The following is a 17,027-nucleotide window of genomic DNA, read 5'->3' on the forward strand; positions in this document are numbered from 1 at the left end:
TAACAGCGAGTGTTGCGCTCGTTGCGGTTTTAATCAAGAGAAGTGGCGACTATACTGGCAAACAACGCTTTAAAGCTAATTTTGGTTTACCAGTGTCTCAAGGTGCATCAAATGATAACCCGTCACACTCTGTCTGAGTCCGGCCACCGGCAGTTTCAAGGCTTCTCGTGGTACCTGCTTTTAGCCCATTTATGTGTTTTCGGATTCCTAGACAAAGCCAATAGCAGCGACCATGAGCAGATAGAAACCTATTATGGCGTATTGGAGCTTAATCCTGCCCAGCTCCCTTTACTCTCAGAACTGTTGAACAGTCAACCTGTTAAACGACTGAAGCACATTAATCAGTATGGGATTATTCAGCTGGTTGACTCTCAAGGGTATAATAATGAATCTTATACCCGTTATGACCATTCCCTTGGGGTACTTTATCTTCTGAATTATTTCGGGGCCCCTTTTGAGGAGCAGGTCAGCGGATTGCTTCACGATATATCTCACACTGCATTCAGTCATGTCTCAGATTACCTTTTTACTAACAGCTCTGCAGGAAATCCTGAATACCATGATTCGCTATTTAGAGGTTTTTTGGAAAAGCACGGAGTTGCCCTGATATTAAAACATTATGGTCTGACGCCTGACGACATAGCCCCTGAAAATAGTCAATTTACAATGCTTGAAAGAGAGCTGCCGGATATATGCGCAGACCGGCTGGATTACATATTACAAGGCTCAGCCAGAAGGAAAATGCTAACCCGGGCGCAGGTCGATCAGATCCTGAAGTCCCTGCACCATGATCCGTTAACAAACCACTGGTATTTTAGCAGTCAGGCTTCAGCCCAGTTACTTGCAGATGCCAGCCTGGAACTCAACAAGAATATATTTGTCACCGCCTGGGGGCGGGTACTCTACCAATGGACGACAGAAGCAATCAACCGCATGGTAGCTATCAATGAACTGACCTTGGAAGACATCAAATACCACATGGGGGATAGTGAGGTATGGCAGTCCATGCTAAGCACTGGAGATACAAAGGTTGCCGCTCTTGTTGAGAAAATAAAATCCGCCTGGTACCGGGTTTATGAAACAACGGATGCGAGTGAGGCTAGCACAATCTTTGAGAATCTCCGTTGCCGGGTTGTTGACCCCAGGGTAACGGTGTCATCGGGCTGGCAAAGGCTCTCAGCCCTTAATCCGTCTTTTAAAAGAAACTATCAGGCCGAAATGGAACGTTGCCGACGCTTTTATGCCGTTATTAAGTCACCTTAAAGCGACAGCAACTCACGACAGCAACTCGGACTGAAATCAGAAAATCCGGAAATCATAATCGAGCCAGATTCGCAAATCGTTTTCTTCTTTGCGAATGGCTTGTCGTAATGCCTTATCATTTCGATAAAGACCGTATTTCAGTTTGAATTTCAACCCTTCCAGCACAGTCTTCGGAAATGCATAAACCAGATGAACGTCGTGTTCCTGTTCTGCGACAGATTTTTTTTCGCCGCCGGGAGTGCTGACTTCCATTCCGGAGCCATAATGAAATGCATAACCGGCCTTCAGCCCTTTGAGCCAGGATTCTGAAAAATGATAGATAAGGCCCATCATCCATGTTGTTTCCCCGTCGTACAACATATCTTCAGCAAAACCGGAAGTGTTCATGTCCCAGAACCCGTGGGTGTTTGCTCCAAGATCATAATAATAGGCGCCGGGTGGAGTGTAACCGGTGCCCGAAGTTTTTACGCTGGATGGCGCCTTAAAATGGCTGACGCCTGCACGAAAATGCCATGAACCCGCTGTCAAGCCCCCGTGCAAGTTGATAGCACTGGCCTTATCGTCAAATAATGGTGAACCACCCCAGCCAGTCCCCTCCCAGAGACGACCACTTTTTTGAGTTTGATAATAGCTGGCCCCCAGGTTAATTTTGAGATTCTGTCCTGCATAAGTGGTAAATAAAATATCGCCATTGTGTGCCTGTAAAAACTCTTTGGCGAAAGCATTGCGATATTTAAGCCGCAATTCACGCTCATGGGAAAACTGAAGTGTATAGATCGCTTCAGCACCTACGATGTAATCAATTTTTTCCCCGGAAAAGTTCATCAGACTATGAAAACCTGCCTGATTTCTAAGTGACATCTGATCAACCAGGGCAAAACCGATTTTCAGGTTTTCAATCGTGCCTTTGAGGGTATACCCATTCCAGTTGCTGGGAACGGTTCTTGAGCTGGAGCCGGAAATCAGTCCGGTACGTAAATTCTGTCGTCCCGCCGTAAAACTGGCAGATCGGTTTTCGGACATTGAGGGTAATTTTAGTTCGACATAAGCCTGCCCCAGCTTACTGAAACCTTCGTTAGCATTATTCAACAATTGAGATGAATTCGTATTATCTTCGGGCATGTACAACTTAACCGCGCTATATAAACTGGCCCCTATTGCTGCTATTTCACCCAAACCGGAACGCAAATCAAGGGATAAGCCTCCCGTCCAGGCTCCTGCTGTTGAGTCTTTTACCGTGTTGCGTATATCGTAATATACCGTCCGAAGCTTTCCGCCCACTGTCGTATTATTAATAAACGACGAGTTATCAGATAATGATTCACTGGATAAAACCGCAGTACTCCAAAATCCTGAAGCAAAAAGCACTGCTAGTTGCAAACCTGATTTTAAGTGCATAGTAAAAACCTGTTACGTAGCTACTGTGGATCGCACAATAGCTACGTTTTGATATTTTGATGATGGTCACACTGGCCTAATGGCAAAACTCGACATCAGGGTCAGTTTCACCATCGGCAACGACTGGTTGGGTGCTAAGGCATTCTGAAAAATGCCTCAGGAATCAGCCGGATCCAGTTTTTTGTACAAAGGTTCTTGCGAGCTGTCGGCCGCTACCTGAGCTTGTGTCTCAGACGACTTTTTCTTTGCACTTGAGAGCACATTAAATTGGCGACCTAATGAGCGGGCTGCGACAATCCATATAGCAAAAAAGCCCAGAACGATAACAGCTACGTAAGGAGCAATAGCGGCCAGTGAACCAAAATAAATGATTAATATTTGCTGTATGACTGAACCTGTCGATTTGCCAGTCGGGTTGCCAATAACATCAACCGCCGCCTTACCTTTCACTTTTTCTTCAGGGTCAAGCGGGATGTAGCTCATTTCCTTGGTGGGATCGAACAAGGAGTACTTGGTCGATTTACTCATGATATTTTGTACCCCTCCCAATATGACGGTGAGCATCAATGGCGTGGTACCCAGCGCCAGAAATAAAATATCGGGTACGAAATCCCTGAACAAAACAAAGCAAAAAAACAGCGTTCCGGTAATTAACAAAACCACCGGAGTGCACAGTGCTGCTACTGTCCAGCCAAAGCGACGGATAACGTTATTAGTAAAAAATAACATCATGGTAATGGTCACAATGCCTGTACAGGTGGAGAATAACCCCATGAACTGATTGTATTCATGAGGGTTTGGATATTGCATGCGCAGCTGGTTTTTCCAGGTGACTTCAACGATATTGATGCAGACACCATAACCGATAACCAAAAGGGCAATACAAAGCAGGTATTTTGAATTGACAATATGCATAAAACTTTCTTTCAGGGATAACGACAATTTTTCCTTATTGGAGCTTGCTATCTCGTCAGGTTTATACAGTCTTGTATCCGTCATCACATAGCGGTTGATCCACCAGTAAGTCAGCATAATCAAAATGCCACCAATAGTGAGGACACCCGTCATTAAATTCAGGGAGTAACCCCAGGGGTCAACACCTTCGGCAAGGTTTTCACGAGTCTGTGAAGCAAAGTAGACAAACAGCCCGGCAGTCGGCAATGCCAGATTCCCCATCATGCCGAAAAGTGCATAAAACCGTTTGGATTCGGAGACTCGGGTAATATGATTGGCAAAGCCCCAAAACATCAGGGAGAGACAGACACTCCCCCAAAGCTCAGACATGACGTAGAAAAGAGAAAACGTCCAATTGCGCATAACAGCAATCAATCCCATAAACCCGGGTGGCAGAATACTCTGCAGGTAGTCGGCAAACTCTGTAGGGTGGAGCATGTCACGAGCGGGATAAAGAACCAGAGAGAAAAAACAGAAAAACAGCAGAAAACTGGATATAACTAAATAAAATAAAGCTTTCCTTTCAAATATATTACTCAGTTTTGCGTAGGTTACTGTGAATATTATTGCAAAAGGTACATTCACCCATAATTTTAAAAAAGGGATTATCTCCGCTCCTGAGCCAGCACCAGTGACTACCAGAGTGTCTTTCGTATCTCGCAATATGGTGTAGTTAAAGAGTATCAGGTAGAACATCAGGATCATCGGAATAAGCTTTTTAAGCTCATAAGCGTAGACGGGCCAGAGCCTCGCTCTCCACTTACTGAATTCGGTATTGTCTGACATTTTATCGCCTCGTGACTGATGAATTCTACGACAAACTCACTTTATCTAGTCGAAAAGATTAAATACGACAACTTTTTTCTAACTATAGTTACTGCAAAAGTGTCGTAAATTCTCGCTCAATCGAGGTTTTCGCATCACTCTCGAGAGGGCGGGGAGCAGTCACGCCACTACGCCTATCAACAAAAACCGGTTTTCAATCTGTCAGGTGACTCATGAAAAAAATAGCAGTGAGTTTGATCGTCACGTTTGTGCTGTTCGGTCAGTCTGCTTTTGGAACAGAGAAGCAGGATGATCAGGATGATGGTGACCATCAGTTTTACATAACCGATCATCTGAAGACGGGCGTCACCTGGGGGCTGGTCCCCCTTGGCTCAGAGATAGCGATCACTACCCTTAATCACTATCTGAAATCTAATAAATATAAGTTTCTACATAAGCTATTAGAGATTCACAAAAATAATGTACAAAGGGCTATGAGCCAACACCTCACTGATAATATCAGTGCCCGTCTGGAAAGTGTCAGCTACAAAGCCTTATCGGACAGTCATACAACTAAAAAGACAGATGAACTGCAATCAGATTTGGTTTATCGCTCGCTATCAACATTTTCAATATTGAGCCTTCATGCGCAGAAGGCCAGGAAAACCTATTTCCGGCTCTTGGACATTATTGATACAGTGTCTTCTTCTGCAAACCTGGCTATGTCCAGAGGCGATGAAGATCGCGCCGCAGCGTTGATGGCATTTAGTGCCCTGTCTATGGTTTACCTCCATCCAGAGGCGACAGCCCTTGATGTGTTCGACAGTGTTTACGCCAGCTTCAGCCGTACCATTGACTGGCCGAAGCATCCTGGCTTCAGATCTCGAGTAACGCACTACCTGAAGGCTATGGATCCCCTGATGGAGCATTCGGCCACTATGGGTCTCAGGTATTGCGATATCCTGAATCAGTGGAAAGTTGATCGTGCTGATTGTCATCAATATGAAAACGATGCGATGGATGAGTTAAAAGAGCTTGCCTCTCATTCTAATCTTGAGGAAACAGGGCTTATTAAGTCATTACTAAAACGTGTTTCGAAAGATCAAATCAGAACAAGTATTTTTATTTTAGGGGTTTCTGTACCCGGAACTTTCCTTTATTTTGTTGAGAACCAGCATATCGCTATCAAAGTGATAGCTAAACATTTTTCCAAAATAGTCGGACTGTCAACCACAAAAGAAAATATGGAACGCTTTGCGTCCCAGTCAAGGCGTACCCTTGAAAACTGGGGTGCTATCAATACTGGGTCATCGGTCAACAGAACATCCGGTATTGCTGATTATACCAACCAGTATTTCAGTACCCTGCAAAAAAAAGCGGGAATCATTCTGGCTGAGCAACCCAACTTCGCCCGATCCAATGGTCAAAGGGCACTGGAGTTACTGATTATTCACTTTGCGGATGCCTACAGAAACCCCTCTGAAAAAGCCCCTGTTTTAGCCGGTGCCCTGGTGCAGAATTATCGGGAGATCGTTGAAGTCAACGCCCAGGACACACTGATGAGAAGCCTTTTGATGGCCTACCAGCCCATTAAATCGGTATCAGAGGTTAACAAAATCTATGACCAGATTAAAATTCTCGACCCTGCCTGTCCTGATTGTGAGGGGTACAAGGAACTCACCGAAAGTTGGGCAAAAATTTCTTTGGATGGCGCAACACCTGCTGCATCCCATTCAATGGCCACCAACAAGCAAACTGACAGTTGCCCCGCAGAAGGGTGTCCATCCGAGGGATCGACTGAGCCCGAAGAAGAATCGCCATGGTATTACCACTATTTGCCCAGCAGAGAGACCGTGACTACCGCAACAATACATGGTGCTGCTCTCGGGTATTCAATGATAATGGGGCTGATCAAACCTTCCACCATTGATAAACTTGATCCAAATAAAACCGGGCAAAAACATTTCTGGCAACTGTTTGGTTATTATTTCATGCTGTCAATGATAGAGTTCGGACTTCGTTCAGTGGGTGAACCTGCCATTGTGCATCTGCAAACTGTCGTTAAAAACGGGATAGGCAGCACAACCGGCATTCTTGATCCGGAAGATCAGGCGATCCAGAACGAGCTTGCTGCCAAGGTGAATGTTGTACACCGGAAACTCAGTATTGAAGCTCAAACCAGTCGCTCTTATAAAATGACAATGGAAGCCATGCTGGTAAAATGCTGGTTACTGGCGACCACCCTTTTGACGGATCAGGAGAAAAGCTACACTGACTCAGCCAGAGTCGTCGCATACTCCGCTTACGTCCTCAGGTATTATCATCCGGAATTTAAAACCAGCAGTACAGTCATCTCTGCCCTGGCCAATGCACGGCTGGGCAATGCTCTCAACATGCTGCAACAAAAAAATCTGATGCCCCTTTATGCAAAGCAGGTTTTACTTCATCTTGCCGAGCTGGATCCAAACTATGGTGACAAAGCCATTAAGGACAGCTATCTGGAAATATTAAATAACTGGGGTATTCAATGTGATCAGGAAGATACAGAATATGCTCAGGATGTCCTGGATTCCTGGGCCGTTTATGGCGAATATATGCTTGGGATTACAGGCTTCGTAGTGCAGGCGTCCATTAAAGCTTATTTCCACAGCAAGGATCTGGTTTCCCGGGCTATAGTTAACTTTTTGGCCAATATTTTTGAATTCGGGACAACCGACCCTCTCAGAAAAAGAATTTATGCCCATTCCCGCAAGGCCATGTTGAATGTCGCGGCATCCCATAGCGAGGATGAGCAAATGGCAGCAGATTCTGCGAATGAAGAGTTAACGCAGTCTTATCGACGTCAAAAATTCTATTTTGGCAAACCAGAGCTGGATGCTCGTACCCAGCTGGTACAAATTATTACCTCTGTCATTCATTGCTTTTCAGAAGCCCGTTTTTTAATGGCTGACAACGAAATAGACAAAGCCACTGACCTGATAGCTTCAGCACTGGTCAGGGTCGTTTTATACGCTCCGGATTTATCTGGAAATGATACCCATCTGAAAAATGCATTGATAACCCTGACCGCTTCCTATCGTGATGAACTGAATGCTCTGAACGACACTATTCTCAACAAAGCCGGTGAGCAATTAAAAAGTAAAATTCCCGTGGATAGTAATATCTATTCTGACGGGATGATGAAGGTGAAAATGATGCAGCAGGGCTGGTCAGAAATTTCATTTAAAGAATCCGGGCTATAGGAAAATTAGGACATCCATATAAAACATTTGTCAAATATAAGGGTGTCCTATTATTTTTTGTTTTTTCTTCAAAGATATTTTTGTGATTACCCTACTATGAACTTAATAAAAAATTCATTGATTGCAGTAATAGGTACTTTTCTTTTAAACGTGCAATGCGCAGTAGCAATTCACTTAAAAGATGTTCTTAAACATGATGCACCGCTTTTAATTATTTTAAACTATTTAATTTGTCCAGAAGAAGTAAACCTTATTGAAGCAATTCAAGATGTAGAAGGTATGGAAAGAGCTATAGTGCTGGTAACTAATGATATAGCCGATAAAGTTAGCCATATCGATTTTTCTTTTGTTCCAGAAACAACTTGGGTTAATGGGTTATCAAAATGTTTGCAAGAAGATATAATTCACCACAATAGCGAATGGTTTACTATAAAGGGAATACCATCATCTGATTTACTTTCATATTCTCCAATTGATAGATTTGAAATTGATCTTGTTCACTCTGTAGTATTTTATAATTGTGATATTGAACCATGGATAGGAGAGCAATGGTCTATTGCAGGCCAAAGGAAAGATGGAATTGTATTTTTTATTGAGGGAGGGGTTGTTGACTCAACATCTGTTGACACTTCAGGTAAAATCCTATTAGCTCCGTCGTGGATAGAGCTCATTAAAAATTTAGATCTTTACGATGCAACATGTCTTTTCAACGGATGTAAAACTTCCGAAGACATGAAACTTTTCATTGTTTCTTGTGTAAGCTCGACATCTGATATTTCACGAATTGTGATAAATATCTTATGTAAAATACTTAGTGGCAAGCAAAAACAAATTCAAGATAGTATTCGCCAGTGCAGGCTTCAAAAAACACCTGTTTCAGAGTCTATTACACCATCCTATATAAACTAGTATTGAATGCCCCTCTTCCTGAAAGAAAATCAGGACATCCATATAAACTGAATAGCCTTTTTAAAGAATCCGAGCTATAGCCTGAATCTGCCCACGCTGAAAATTCTGCATGGCAGTGCTTCTGGCAAAATTCAGGTAAGCGCGAATTTCACTGTCGGGCAAGCTGCGATAGGTATAGAGATAGACGTATCTCATATGGTCGCTCATCCCTTTACGTATGGTCGGCTTTTCCCTGGCTTTAAGCACCTCGGGTGGCCTTAAAGGGCGCCCGTCGTTGATTGGCATGACTTCATGGAGTATGCGTTTGGCTCCCACCGAGGCACTGGCAGCCAGTTCAGTGCCCAGTTCAACGGCATCCAGCGTTTCCATCAATTCTTCTATCAGACGTATACGACTCGTTCTGGGTAAATCTTTGGATAATTTTTCTATGTATGCCTGCATACGCAGTGCATTGCGAGGATCATTGGCTTCCATTTCCAGACGCAGAATTTTTTGGCCCAATGCTGAGTTGTACCAGTCCAGGAGTTTCAGTAATTCACCGACACTTAACGCTTCATCGAGAGTGGCCGCCATGGATGATTTGAAAAGATCGGGACTGTAGCGAACCTTGACGATCTGATTCACTGTATTCACCACTTCCGGTGGCAATGTGTATTGCTTTTGGTCAATGGTCATACTGGATAACACCCAACCCAGCTGCTGTTGCAGCTGAGCGTTCTCGTAGAGTTCATCCAGCAGAACATTTTTGTCAGCCGCTGACAGCTTTGTGCTCAGGACAAATAAGAGAAGGAGCGCCAGAGTTTTTAAACAATGGCTCAGTCGGGGTAATGAAAAGTCGCGCTGTGTATCCATACACTGACCCTGCGAGCAGGAAGGTTGAGCTTACAACATACCTAAACCGCAGGACCGTGTAAAATGTGATTCAGTCATACAACTTACTGGTAATAGCGGTAACAGCCGTTTCCACCCGAAGAATTCTTGGGCCCAGGTGAACCCGTTCGAACCCTGCCTGTTCCAGTTTCTCCACTTCGTAAGGAATAAAACCACCTTCGGGGCCAATAGCCAGAACCACTTCATCATCCACCTGATGAGGGCATGGAACCCCGCCTACCGGGTGCGCTACCAAGCAACGTTTGCCGTCCATCATGGCCGGTAAACGATCCTCAACAAAAGGCTTGAAACGTTTTTCAAGGATGACTTCCGGTAGCAGCGTATCCCTTGCCTGTTCCAACCCCAGAATAAGCTGCTCACGGACTTTTTCTGCCGATAGCCAGGGCGATTGCCAAAAGCTTTTCTCTACCCGGTAGCTGTTCATAAGAATGATTTTCTTAACCCCAATAGACGACAAGTGCTGAAAAATCCTCTTTAGCATTTTCGGCCTGGGAAGTGCCAGCAGAACCGTCAGGGGCAGAGGCTCAGGAGACTTTTGATTCAGGCATACCTCCAGCTCCATAGCCTGATCCGTGAGAGAAACAATGATGCCTTCACCCATTTCTCCGTTGAGCATTCCGACCCTGATGCGATCACCGGTTTGAGAGCGATGAACGTTAAGAACGTGCTGCAGGGGTCTGCCTGTCAAGCTGACGCGGTTTTCAGAAATAAAATCGGTGGGAGTCAATAACAGCAGGTTCATATCGGAAAGCATCAACAGTCAGAAAAGAAACCTGCATTGTCCAGATAAAGCCCCCTTAACGAAAGGCTAATTTTATCGAAGATTTATTACAGGGAGTCAACTTGACTCCCTGGGAGGTCTAGGGACTCTCTCCCCCTTGGAAGCCAGATCGATCAACTCAATTAATCTTTGCATGAATTTTGGGTTTTTATGGCCTGTCTCAAATTTCATGCAATCCTGCTTTCTAAGACACTGAACAAAACTATCTACCAAGTGAGAAGCATAAGCTTTGCATAAATCCATATTTGTGTGATTTGTTTCGATTATACCTCCTGGAAAATCGGACAAAAACAACTTAACATCACCAGACTCGAGTATCTGATAGTTAATTGAGCCAGAGTCCAGACATATTCCATTCTTTACCAATATGCCTGCGTCTTCAATAGCATGCTGAAGTACACCATAAAACACCTCTTCGTCAGGAATTTCTTCAACCTTGAACTTTTCTCCAGTACTTTGATCTATAGCAGCAATGTCGTCTATAAATGAATCGAGAATATAGGCGTTTTTATGATCTGCAATCTGGCCATCAAGATCGTCAAATAAAGGCATAACTGTGGCGGGAACAGTCACACCGTCTATCTCGACAAGAACGGTTTTATGAAAAGAGAGCGTGTTAAAACCTAGCTGCCTGAGTCGTTCTGTTGACTGTGTTTCCTTTAACACAGTAGGCCAATGCCTCGCTTCATAACTTTTCGTCGGCACGGAAATGGCAAACTCTTTACCTTTTATATTTATTTTAAAAACTTTTTTTATGTCACGTTGAAATAAAAAATCACACAAAAAGTCTTGCTTATCATCTAACACTTCTTCCCCTTGAGAATCATCGGTCGCCTTTAACATTGTTATTTTTAACTGATCCCCAATAGATACTTTTTGCAAATTATATTTTTTTCCAGAATCACTAGCCTTATTGAGTATTTGCGGATCATCTAAAGACACTTCAAAGTCTTTTAATTCGTCAACCTCAACCGGGGGAAATATTTCATGTATGCCATCAGACACATAATCGGGAGCTTGTGAAACTTCCTCTGAATCAGAGAGTTCCTCATCGGGGTCTTTCAGGTTTTCATAAATTTCTCCCAGTCCACGCAACAGAGGTGTGGTGTATTTTTCAGGCGCATGCTTGATCAACTCTGCCACCATGTCTTCATAAGAATCACAGCGTTCGACCTCTGTCTTCAGTGCTTTCAGGGCTTTAACATCGGGCAGATCTTCGGGATTAACCTCAGCATATGAAATGAAGACGTATTTTTTTTCTGACGAGGCAGACTCGCCCTCTTTATCTACCTTTTCCTGAGCAGCCTTCGCATAACATTCATCTACTATTCCCTTGATGATAGTGTCAAGATCACCCATCAGGTCTGCCTTCAGCTTGGCTACCATCTCAAAGTCTTGAGACACGTGACTCCAGTTTAAGTCTAAAGAGGTGTCTTCAGCGCAGTTTTCGCGATCCTCCAGAAACTGTCTTATGGATGGATCCAGCTGCAAGTTATCGCCGGTTTCCTCACAGATTTCCTTGAAGGCAGTCAGCAGGTTTTTCGCGTGTTTTGAAGGTGCTTCCTGTTTGATCAACTCAAATACGTCATTGATATCGCTGGCCTTCATCACATTCAGGGCCAGGGCACTGATTTGATTTGTTATCAGGCCGGATCGACTGTCTATTTCTTCACTTTGATTCTTATGAATCAATTCCAGATGAGGGAAAAATTTCTCTTTAAATGTACCCAGTTCATCACCAGCAGCCAATAGCGGGGCCCGCACCTTAAAAGATCTCGGTTTAAATCCAGCCCGCGCCACCAGTGTTTTCAGTTTCAGAAGGTAACCATATTGTTCACAATGCTCAAAGTGGTTATCGAGACATAAAACCATTTCTGGTATATCTTGGACTGCCTGAATCGAATGCAAAAGATCGCGTTCTTTCGCTGTATATTCTTTAAAACCCTCAGCCAGCCATTCAGTGGATTGACCCAGTTCGGATTTTAATAGCTGAAACAGATTTTCCTTTAGCCCTTCAAACGATACATTCTGGATCATGGATTCCAGCCATAAACGGCCCTGTTCTGACAGTCCCAAATCGGCCCCGGTTTTTCGTCCAATCTGTAAGAAGCTCATACACAGTCTCTTCAGATAGGGCTCTGGTACCACATCATTCAAAAAAAACAGCACCTCATCCAAAGAGCGGCAATCATCGATTCTGTCAAGAAGGCTGCTCTTTACTTTCTTGTGTAGCTCCGGTTCTTTTTCGCCTTTAATAGCAATCATATCATCCATAACATCTCTAACCCGGAGTTTGAAATCCTCCTTGAATGCATCCACCTCCGCAAATGAATAGCTTTTTACTAATGCTGCCAGCCCCTGGGGTCCCATCGTTGATATTGAACGCTGTTTCATAGGCGACGCAGATGGTTTAAAAGGATCCAGATTTTTTTTCAGACGGGAAGGGGTCAGCACCGCAACCACACTCCGACAGAAAGCCCGAGCTTTGCCAAGTGCCAGAGAAGTTGCTTTGCGAATACTGATGGCAGCCATCCTGAGATGGTGCAGAACACTGTCGTCCTGCGGTGTCTTCTGAAGATTATCCATATGCGCCCCGAAAGTTGTGTCATCCTTCTATTCAACTTAGTCAAAGCAGGGCGAGTCATTTCAGTGACAAACTTCACTCAGTAGTCCGAAACAGGAGAGATCACGACTTTAATCTGGCGCTGAGCGTTGAGTGAGTCGGGAGAAAACGATACCCACTTCAAACAGCAACCACATCGGAATGGCCAGAAGGGACTGGGAAACAACGTCGGGGGGAGTCAGCAACATGCCTATAACGAAACAGCCAATCACTATATAAGGGCGTTTTTTCGACAAACTTTCTACGGTTGAGATACCGCTCCAAACCAGCATTACCGTTGCGACTGGAATTTCAAAAGCCATACCGAAGGCAAAGAACATTTTCAGTATAAATTCGAGGTAGCGATTGATATCCGTCATCACCGTCACCGATTCCGGCCCGACGGTAGTAAAGAAAGAGAAGATAATCGGGAAGACAACGTAATAGGCAAACACCATCCCCAGATAAAAAAGCAGAACACTGGCCACCAGCATGGGAATAGCCACCCGTTTCTCACTTTTATACAGACCCGGCGCAATAAACGCCCAAATCTGATGCAGAAGGTAGGGAATTGCCAGAAAAAAAGCCACAAACAGAGTCAGCTTAAAGGGCGCCAGAAAGGGGGATGCCACCTCGGTGGCAATCATAGTGCCCCCTTCGGGCAGGTGCGCCCTCAGGGGCTCGGAAACAAACCGATAAATATCATTGGCAAAATAGAAGAGACCCAGAAATACCAGCAGCACAGCCGCAAAACCACGAAGCAGACGACGCCTCAGTTCAACAAGATGCTGAACCAGAGACTGTTCCCCGTCGGCTTCATCTTCGCTCATGCGCTCTTATCTTTTTCCTCTTCAGTTTTGTTTTGTGCTTTGCCTTTGGTGTCATCAGGAGCTTTGTCGCCAGAATCTTTATCACCAGGACCCTCACCAAGACCCTCACCAAGACCCTCACCAAGACCCTCACCAAGATCAATGGGCTTATTTAAGGTCTCTAATGGCTCCTTGATCGACTCAGTCACCTGGGAGCGGGTTTTTTCCAGCTCTTTCATCACCTGTTCGTTATGAATCTGTCGTTTGATGCCTTCGACATCCAGCTCTTTCTCCAGCTCGTCCTTGGCAGACTGAAAGCTGCGTTTTATCTTACTGATCCAGTAGGCCGTGGTTCGAATCGCACCCGGCAGCCTCTCAGGTCCCAGCACGACCAGAGCGATCACAGCGATAAGAAGCAGCTCTGTGAAACCGATATCGAACACTTTATCTCCAGAGATATCTCAAAAACATGTTTGAACATACAGCAGCTTACCCTGTCCCGGTACACGGGAGGCAAAAGCTGTCCTACCACCTGCCTCAGGATTTACGCTGAGTTTCTTCAGTCTCTTTTTCCTGATGACTGCTGGACTGCTGAGGCTTCTGTTCTTCGTCAGAGGAGATCGCTTTCTTGAATCCTTTGACGGCACCGCCCAGATCCCCCCCCAGGCCTTTCAGTTTCTTAGTACCAAACAGCATCACTACAATCAGCAGGATGATGAGCAACTGCCAGATACTGATTCCACCAAATCCCATATTGCACCTTCCTTTCAGGCTGGCCGGGGAAACCCCGGAAACATTAACAGCCGCCCTCTTTGAATGCAGCTGTACGATCAATCTATTTTACCGGATATCCGGTTTCACTACACTCAGGTATCCCTAGGAGCCTGACCGAGAATAGCTGCCCTACTGCGGCGACAGCAAATTGGTCTAAAAATCCGCTTTTGTTCGTCAAATAGCTAGCTATTCTCCTCACAAAACCGAATTTTTATCCTCAATTTTCTGCCGTCCTCGCTACGGGCGCTATTCTCGGTCAGGCTCCTAGAGGCCTTTTCTTCGATGCCCGACAAACCAAAGCGTCGCTCCAGCTCTTTAAGAACCTGTTTGTGGCTCAGCCCCAGATGGGACAGCATGACCAGCGAGTGAAACCAGAGGTCTGCCGTTTCATAAACCACATCATCAAGACTGCCACCCAAATCCGCTGCTTTCGCTGCAATCAGCACTTCTGCCGACTCTTCGCCGACTTTTTTCAGGATCTTATCCATCCCGGCATCGTGCAGACTGGCGACATAAGAGCTGTCGGGACTGGCCTGACGGCGCTCTTCCAGCACAGCTTCCAGCTTCTCTAAGATGTTATCCATTATCGCTGCTTCCGCTCATGTCTTCACCGTAGATAGCATCAGGGCTTTTCAGGACTTCATCCGTAGTTAACCATTGCCCGTCTTCGGTCAACTTACGATAAAAACAGGATTCCCGACCTGTATGACAGGCTATTCCACCTAATTGTTCCACCACCAGCAGAACCGAGTCGCCATCACAATCCAGCCTCAGTTCATGCAGTTTCTGCACATGGCCGGATGACTCACCTTTACGCCAGAGTTTGCCACGGGAGCGCGACCAGTAAACGGCCTGTTGTTCGCCAGCGGTCAGAGCCAGGGCTTCCCGGTTCATCCAGGCCTGCATCAGTATCCTGCCGGTTTGGACATCCTGGGCTGTCGCTGCCACCAGACCATCACTGTTCCAGCGAACCTCATCCAACCAACTCATGTTACTCTCCTCCCCCTATCGAGCCAGGAGCCAGACTCCGAGCCCGCCAATAAACACCCCCTGCCATGGGACCTGTGCTGACCATTCAGGGAACACCAGAGCAGCCGCGGCTACGGCAACCAATAGCCCACCCAACCACTTCATCTTGCCGGATTGCTGGTCTTCCCGTTTATGCATCGCCATCAGCTTTTGCTGATGCTCTGAAATCTGTTTGACACTGTGCAACGTATTTCTGGCCATATTGGGCGCACTCAGCAGCCAGCCGGAAAGGTTGTCCTTCACTGAGCGACCGATGCCACAGGGACTGACCTGATCCTTCATCCACTTCTCAAGATAAGGCTGTGCAGTATTCCAAAGATCCAGATCCGGGTACAGCTGTCGCCCCAGCCCTTCGACATTGAGCAACGTTTTTTCCAGCAGAACCAGCTGAGGCTGAACTTCCATTTCAAACCTCCGTGCCACCTGGAACAACCTGACCAACAGATACCCAAACGAAATATCTTTCAATGGTCGTTCAAATACAGGCTCACACACGGTACGGATAGCCGCCTCAAGTTCTCCGACTACGGTATCGGAAGGAACCCAGCCGGAATCCACATGCAGTTGGGCGACCCTACGATAATCCCGCTTGAAAAAGGCCAGCAGGTTGCAGGCCAGGTAATACTGATCTTCCGGTTCCAGAGTGCCGACGATACCACAGTCGATGCCGATGTATTTGGGCTCGGAAGGGTCAGAAATATCGACAAAAATATTACCCGGATGCATGTCGGCATGGAAAAACCGATCCCGGAAAACCTGGGTAAAGAAGATCTCAACACCCCTTTCCGCCAGCTTTTTCATATCGGTGCCCCTGGCCTTCAGGGTTTTTATATCCGCCACAGGCACACCGTAAATGCGCTCCATCACCATCACCGAAGGCTTGCAGTAATCCCAGTAAACCTGAGGCACAAACAGCAATGGAGAATCGATAAAGTGCCTGCGTAACAGGGAAGCATTGGCCGCTTCCCGCAGCAGGTCCAGCTCATCAAGAATCGTTTTCTCGTAATCCCTGACCACTTCTATCGGCCTGAGCCTTCTGGCCTCTTTTAAAAGGGCGACTAACAAACGACCAAAGACGTACATAAGCCGGATATCCTTGCGGATCACCTTCTCAATACCAGGCCGTATCACTTTAATCACCACCTCCTCTCCACTGTGCAGTCGGGCGGAGTGCACCTGAGCTATGGAAGCAGACGCCATAGGCTCGTGATCGAAGCGGTCAAACAGTTCTGAAACCGGGGCATGGAGGCTTTGTTCAATGATGGCAACGGCCTCCGTCGCAGGAAAAGGCGCCACCTGATCCTGCAGTCGAGCCAATTCATCACTGACGTCTTCAGGCAGCAGATCGCGGCGGGTAGACAGAATCTGGCCGAACTTGATAAAGATCGGTCCCAGGGATTCCAGCCCTTTTCTCAGTCGGATGGCCCTGGGGTCATTGTTCTTGATGAAGTATCGCCAGGGAAGGAGTCGCATCAGCACTCTGGCGGGAAAGGGCAGGCGGTCGATCTTGATCAGATCATCCAGTCTGTAGCGGGCAATAGCCCCGACAATTTTTATTAAACGGGTAAACTGCAGCACCCTTTTCTCCCGCGATACTTTTGTTTGCTCAA

At 45.9% G+C, this 17,027-nt stretch carries 14 protein-coding genes; 3 read left to right on the forward strand and 11 right to left on the reverse strand.

The annotated features are described in order from the left end of the window. Window positions 1–42 precede the first annotated feature (42 nt). Window positions 43–1,263 (forward strand): HD domain-containing protein, encoded by a 1,221-nt coding sequence (locus K7B67_RS15120; protein ID WP_252176729.1) that lies wholly within the window; start codon window positions 43–45, stop codon window positions 1,261–1,263. A gap of 36 nt (window positions 1,264–1,299) precedes the next feature. On the opposite strand, the gene K7B67_RS15125 is transcribed toward K7B67_RS15120, so the two are convergent. Together K7B67_RS15125 and K7B67_RS15130 are read right to left on the reverse strand one after the other, a co-directional pair. Beyond that, window positions 1,300–2,661 carry an OprD family outer membrane porin gene (locus K7B67_RS15125; RefSeq protein ID WP_252176730.1) on the reverse strand — a complete coding sequence of 454 codons (1,362 nt, stop codon included), beginning with the start codon at window positions 2,659–2,661 and terminating at the stop codon, window positions 1,300–1,302. A 156-nt stretch (window positions 2,662–2,817) separates the two neighbouring features. After that, on the reverse strand, window positions 2,818–4,401 hold the full coding sequence (locus K7B67_RS15130) for an NTP/NDP exchange transporter (protein WP_252176731.1): 1,584 nt from the start codon (window positions 4,399–4,401) through the stop codon (window positions 2,818–2,820). A 212-nt stretch (window positions 4,402–4,613) separates the two neighbouring features. Here K7B67_RS15130 and K7B67_RS15135 point away from each other — a divergent pair, with 212 nt between their 5' ends. Beyond that, entirely contained in the window at window positions 4,614–7,622 is a 3,009-nt protein-coding gene (locus K7B67_RS15135) for a hypothetical protein (RefSeq protein ID WP_252176732.1), read from the forward strand. Window positions 7,623–7,718: 96 nt separating this feature from the next. Continuing rightward, the gene (locus K7B67_RS15140; protein WP_252176733.1) at window positions 7,719–8,531 is read left to right on the forward strand and encodes a hypothetical protein; all 813 of its coding nucleotides are present in this window, start codon (window positions 7,719–7,721) and stop codon (window positions 8,529–8,531) included. A 60-nt stretch (window positions 8,532–8,591) separates the two neighbouring features. Here the strand turns inward: K7B67_RS15140 and K7B67_RS15145 are convergent, their stop codons facing one another. The 9 genes from K7B67_RS15145 to ubiB all read right to left on the reverse strand — a co-directional run bounded on the left by K7B67_RS15145 (window position 8,592) and on the right by ubiB (window position 16,995). Further along, window positions 8,592–9,383: a DUF2059 domain-containing protein gene (locus K7B67_RS15145; RefSeq protein ID WP_252176734.1), complete on the reverse strand. Its 792-nt coding sequence runs from the start codon at window positions 9,381–9,383 to the stop codon at window positions 8,592–8,594. A gap of 70 nt (window positions 9,384–9,453) precedes the next feature. Next, window positions 9,454–10,176, reverse strand: a complete 723-nt coding sequence (locus K7B67_RS15150; protein WP_346658234.1) for a 16S rRNA (uracil(1498)-N(3))-methyltransferase — start codon at window positions 10,174–10,176, stop codon at window positions 9,454–9,456. 84 nt (window positions 10,177–10,260) lie between these two features. Further along, window positions 10,261–12,789 (reverse strand): hypothetical protein, encoded by a 2,529-nt coding sequence (locus K7B67_RS15155; protein ID WP_252176736.1) that lies wholly within the window; start codon window positions 12,787–12,789, stop codon window positions 10,261–10,263. 108 nt (window positions 12,790–12,897) lie between these two features. Then, window positions 12,898–13,635: a twin-arginine translocase subunit TatC gene (tatC, locus tag K7B67_RS15160; RefSeq protein ID WP_252176737.1), complete on the reverse strand. Its 738-nt coding sequence runs from the start codon at window positions 13,633–13,635 to the stop codon at window positions 12,898–12,900. Next, window positions 13,632–14,057 (reverse strand): Sec-independent protein translocase protein TatB, encoded by a 426-nt coding sequence (gene tatB, locus K7B67_RS15165; RefSeq protein ID WP_252176738.1) that lies wholly within the window; start codon window positions 14,055–14,057, stop codon window positions 13,632–13,634. Before tatB ends, tatC begins: the two co-directional genes overlap by 4 nt. A gap of 94 nt (window positions 14,058–14,151) precedes the next feature. Next, window positions 14,152–14,367 carry a Sec-independent protein translocase subunit TatA gene (tatA, locus tag K7B67_RS15170; RefSeq protein ID WP_252176739.1) on the reverse strand — a complete coding sequence of 72 codons (216 nt, stop codon included), beginning with the start codon at window positions 14,365–14,367 and terminating at the stop codon, window positions 14,152–14,154. A 203-nt stretch (window positions 14,368–14,570) separates the two neighbouring features. After that, window positions 14,571–14,972 (reverse strand): phosphoribosyl-ATP diphosphatase, encoded by a 402-nt coding sequence (locus tag K7B67_RS15175; protein WP_346658235.1) that lies wholly within the window; start codon window positions 14,970–14,972, stop codon window positions 14,571–14,573. Further along, window positions 14,965–15,378 (reverse strand): phosphoribosyl-AMP cyclohydrolase, encoded by a 414-nt coding sequence (gene hisI / locus K7B67_RS15180; protein WP_252176740.1) that lies wholly within the window; start codon window positions 15,376–15,378, stop codon window positions 14,965–14,967. Before hisI ends, K7B67_RS15175 begins: the two co-directional genes overlap by 8 nt. Before the next feature lie 15 nt (window positions 15,379–15,393). After that, on the reverse strand, window positions 15,394–16,995 hold the full coding sequence (ubiB, locus tag K7B67_RS15185) for a ubiquinone biosynthesis regulatory protein kinase UbiB (protein ID WP_252176741.1): 1,602 nt from the start codon (window positions 16,993–16,995) through the stop codon (window positions 15,394–15,396). Between the last annotated feature and the right edge of the window lie 32 nt (window positions 16,996–17,027).

The organism is Endozoicomonas sp. 4G (assembly GCF_023822025.1).
GTDB lineage: Bacteria > Pseudomonadota > Gammaproteobacteria > Pseudomonadales > Endozoicomonadaceae > Endozoicomonas_A.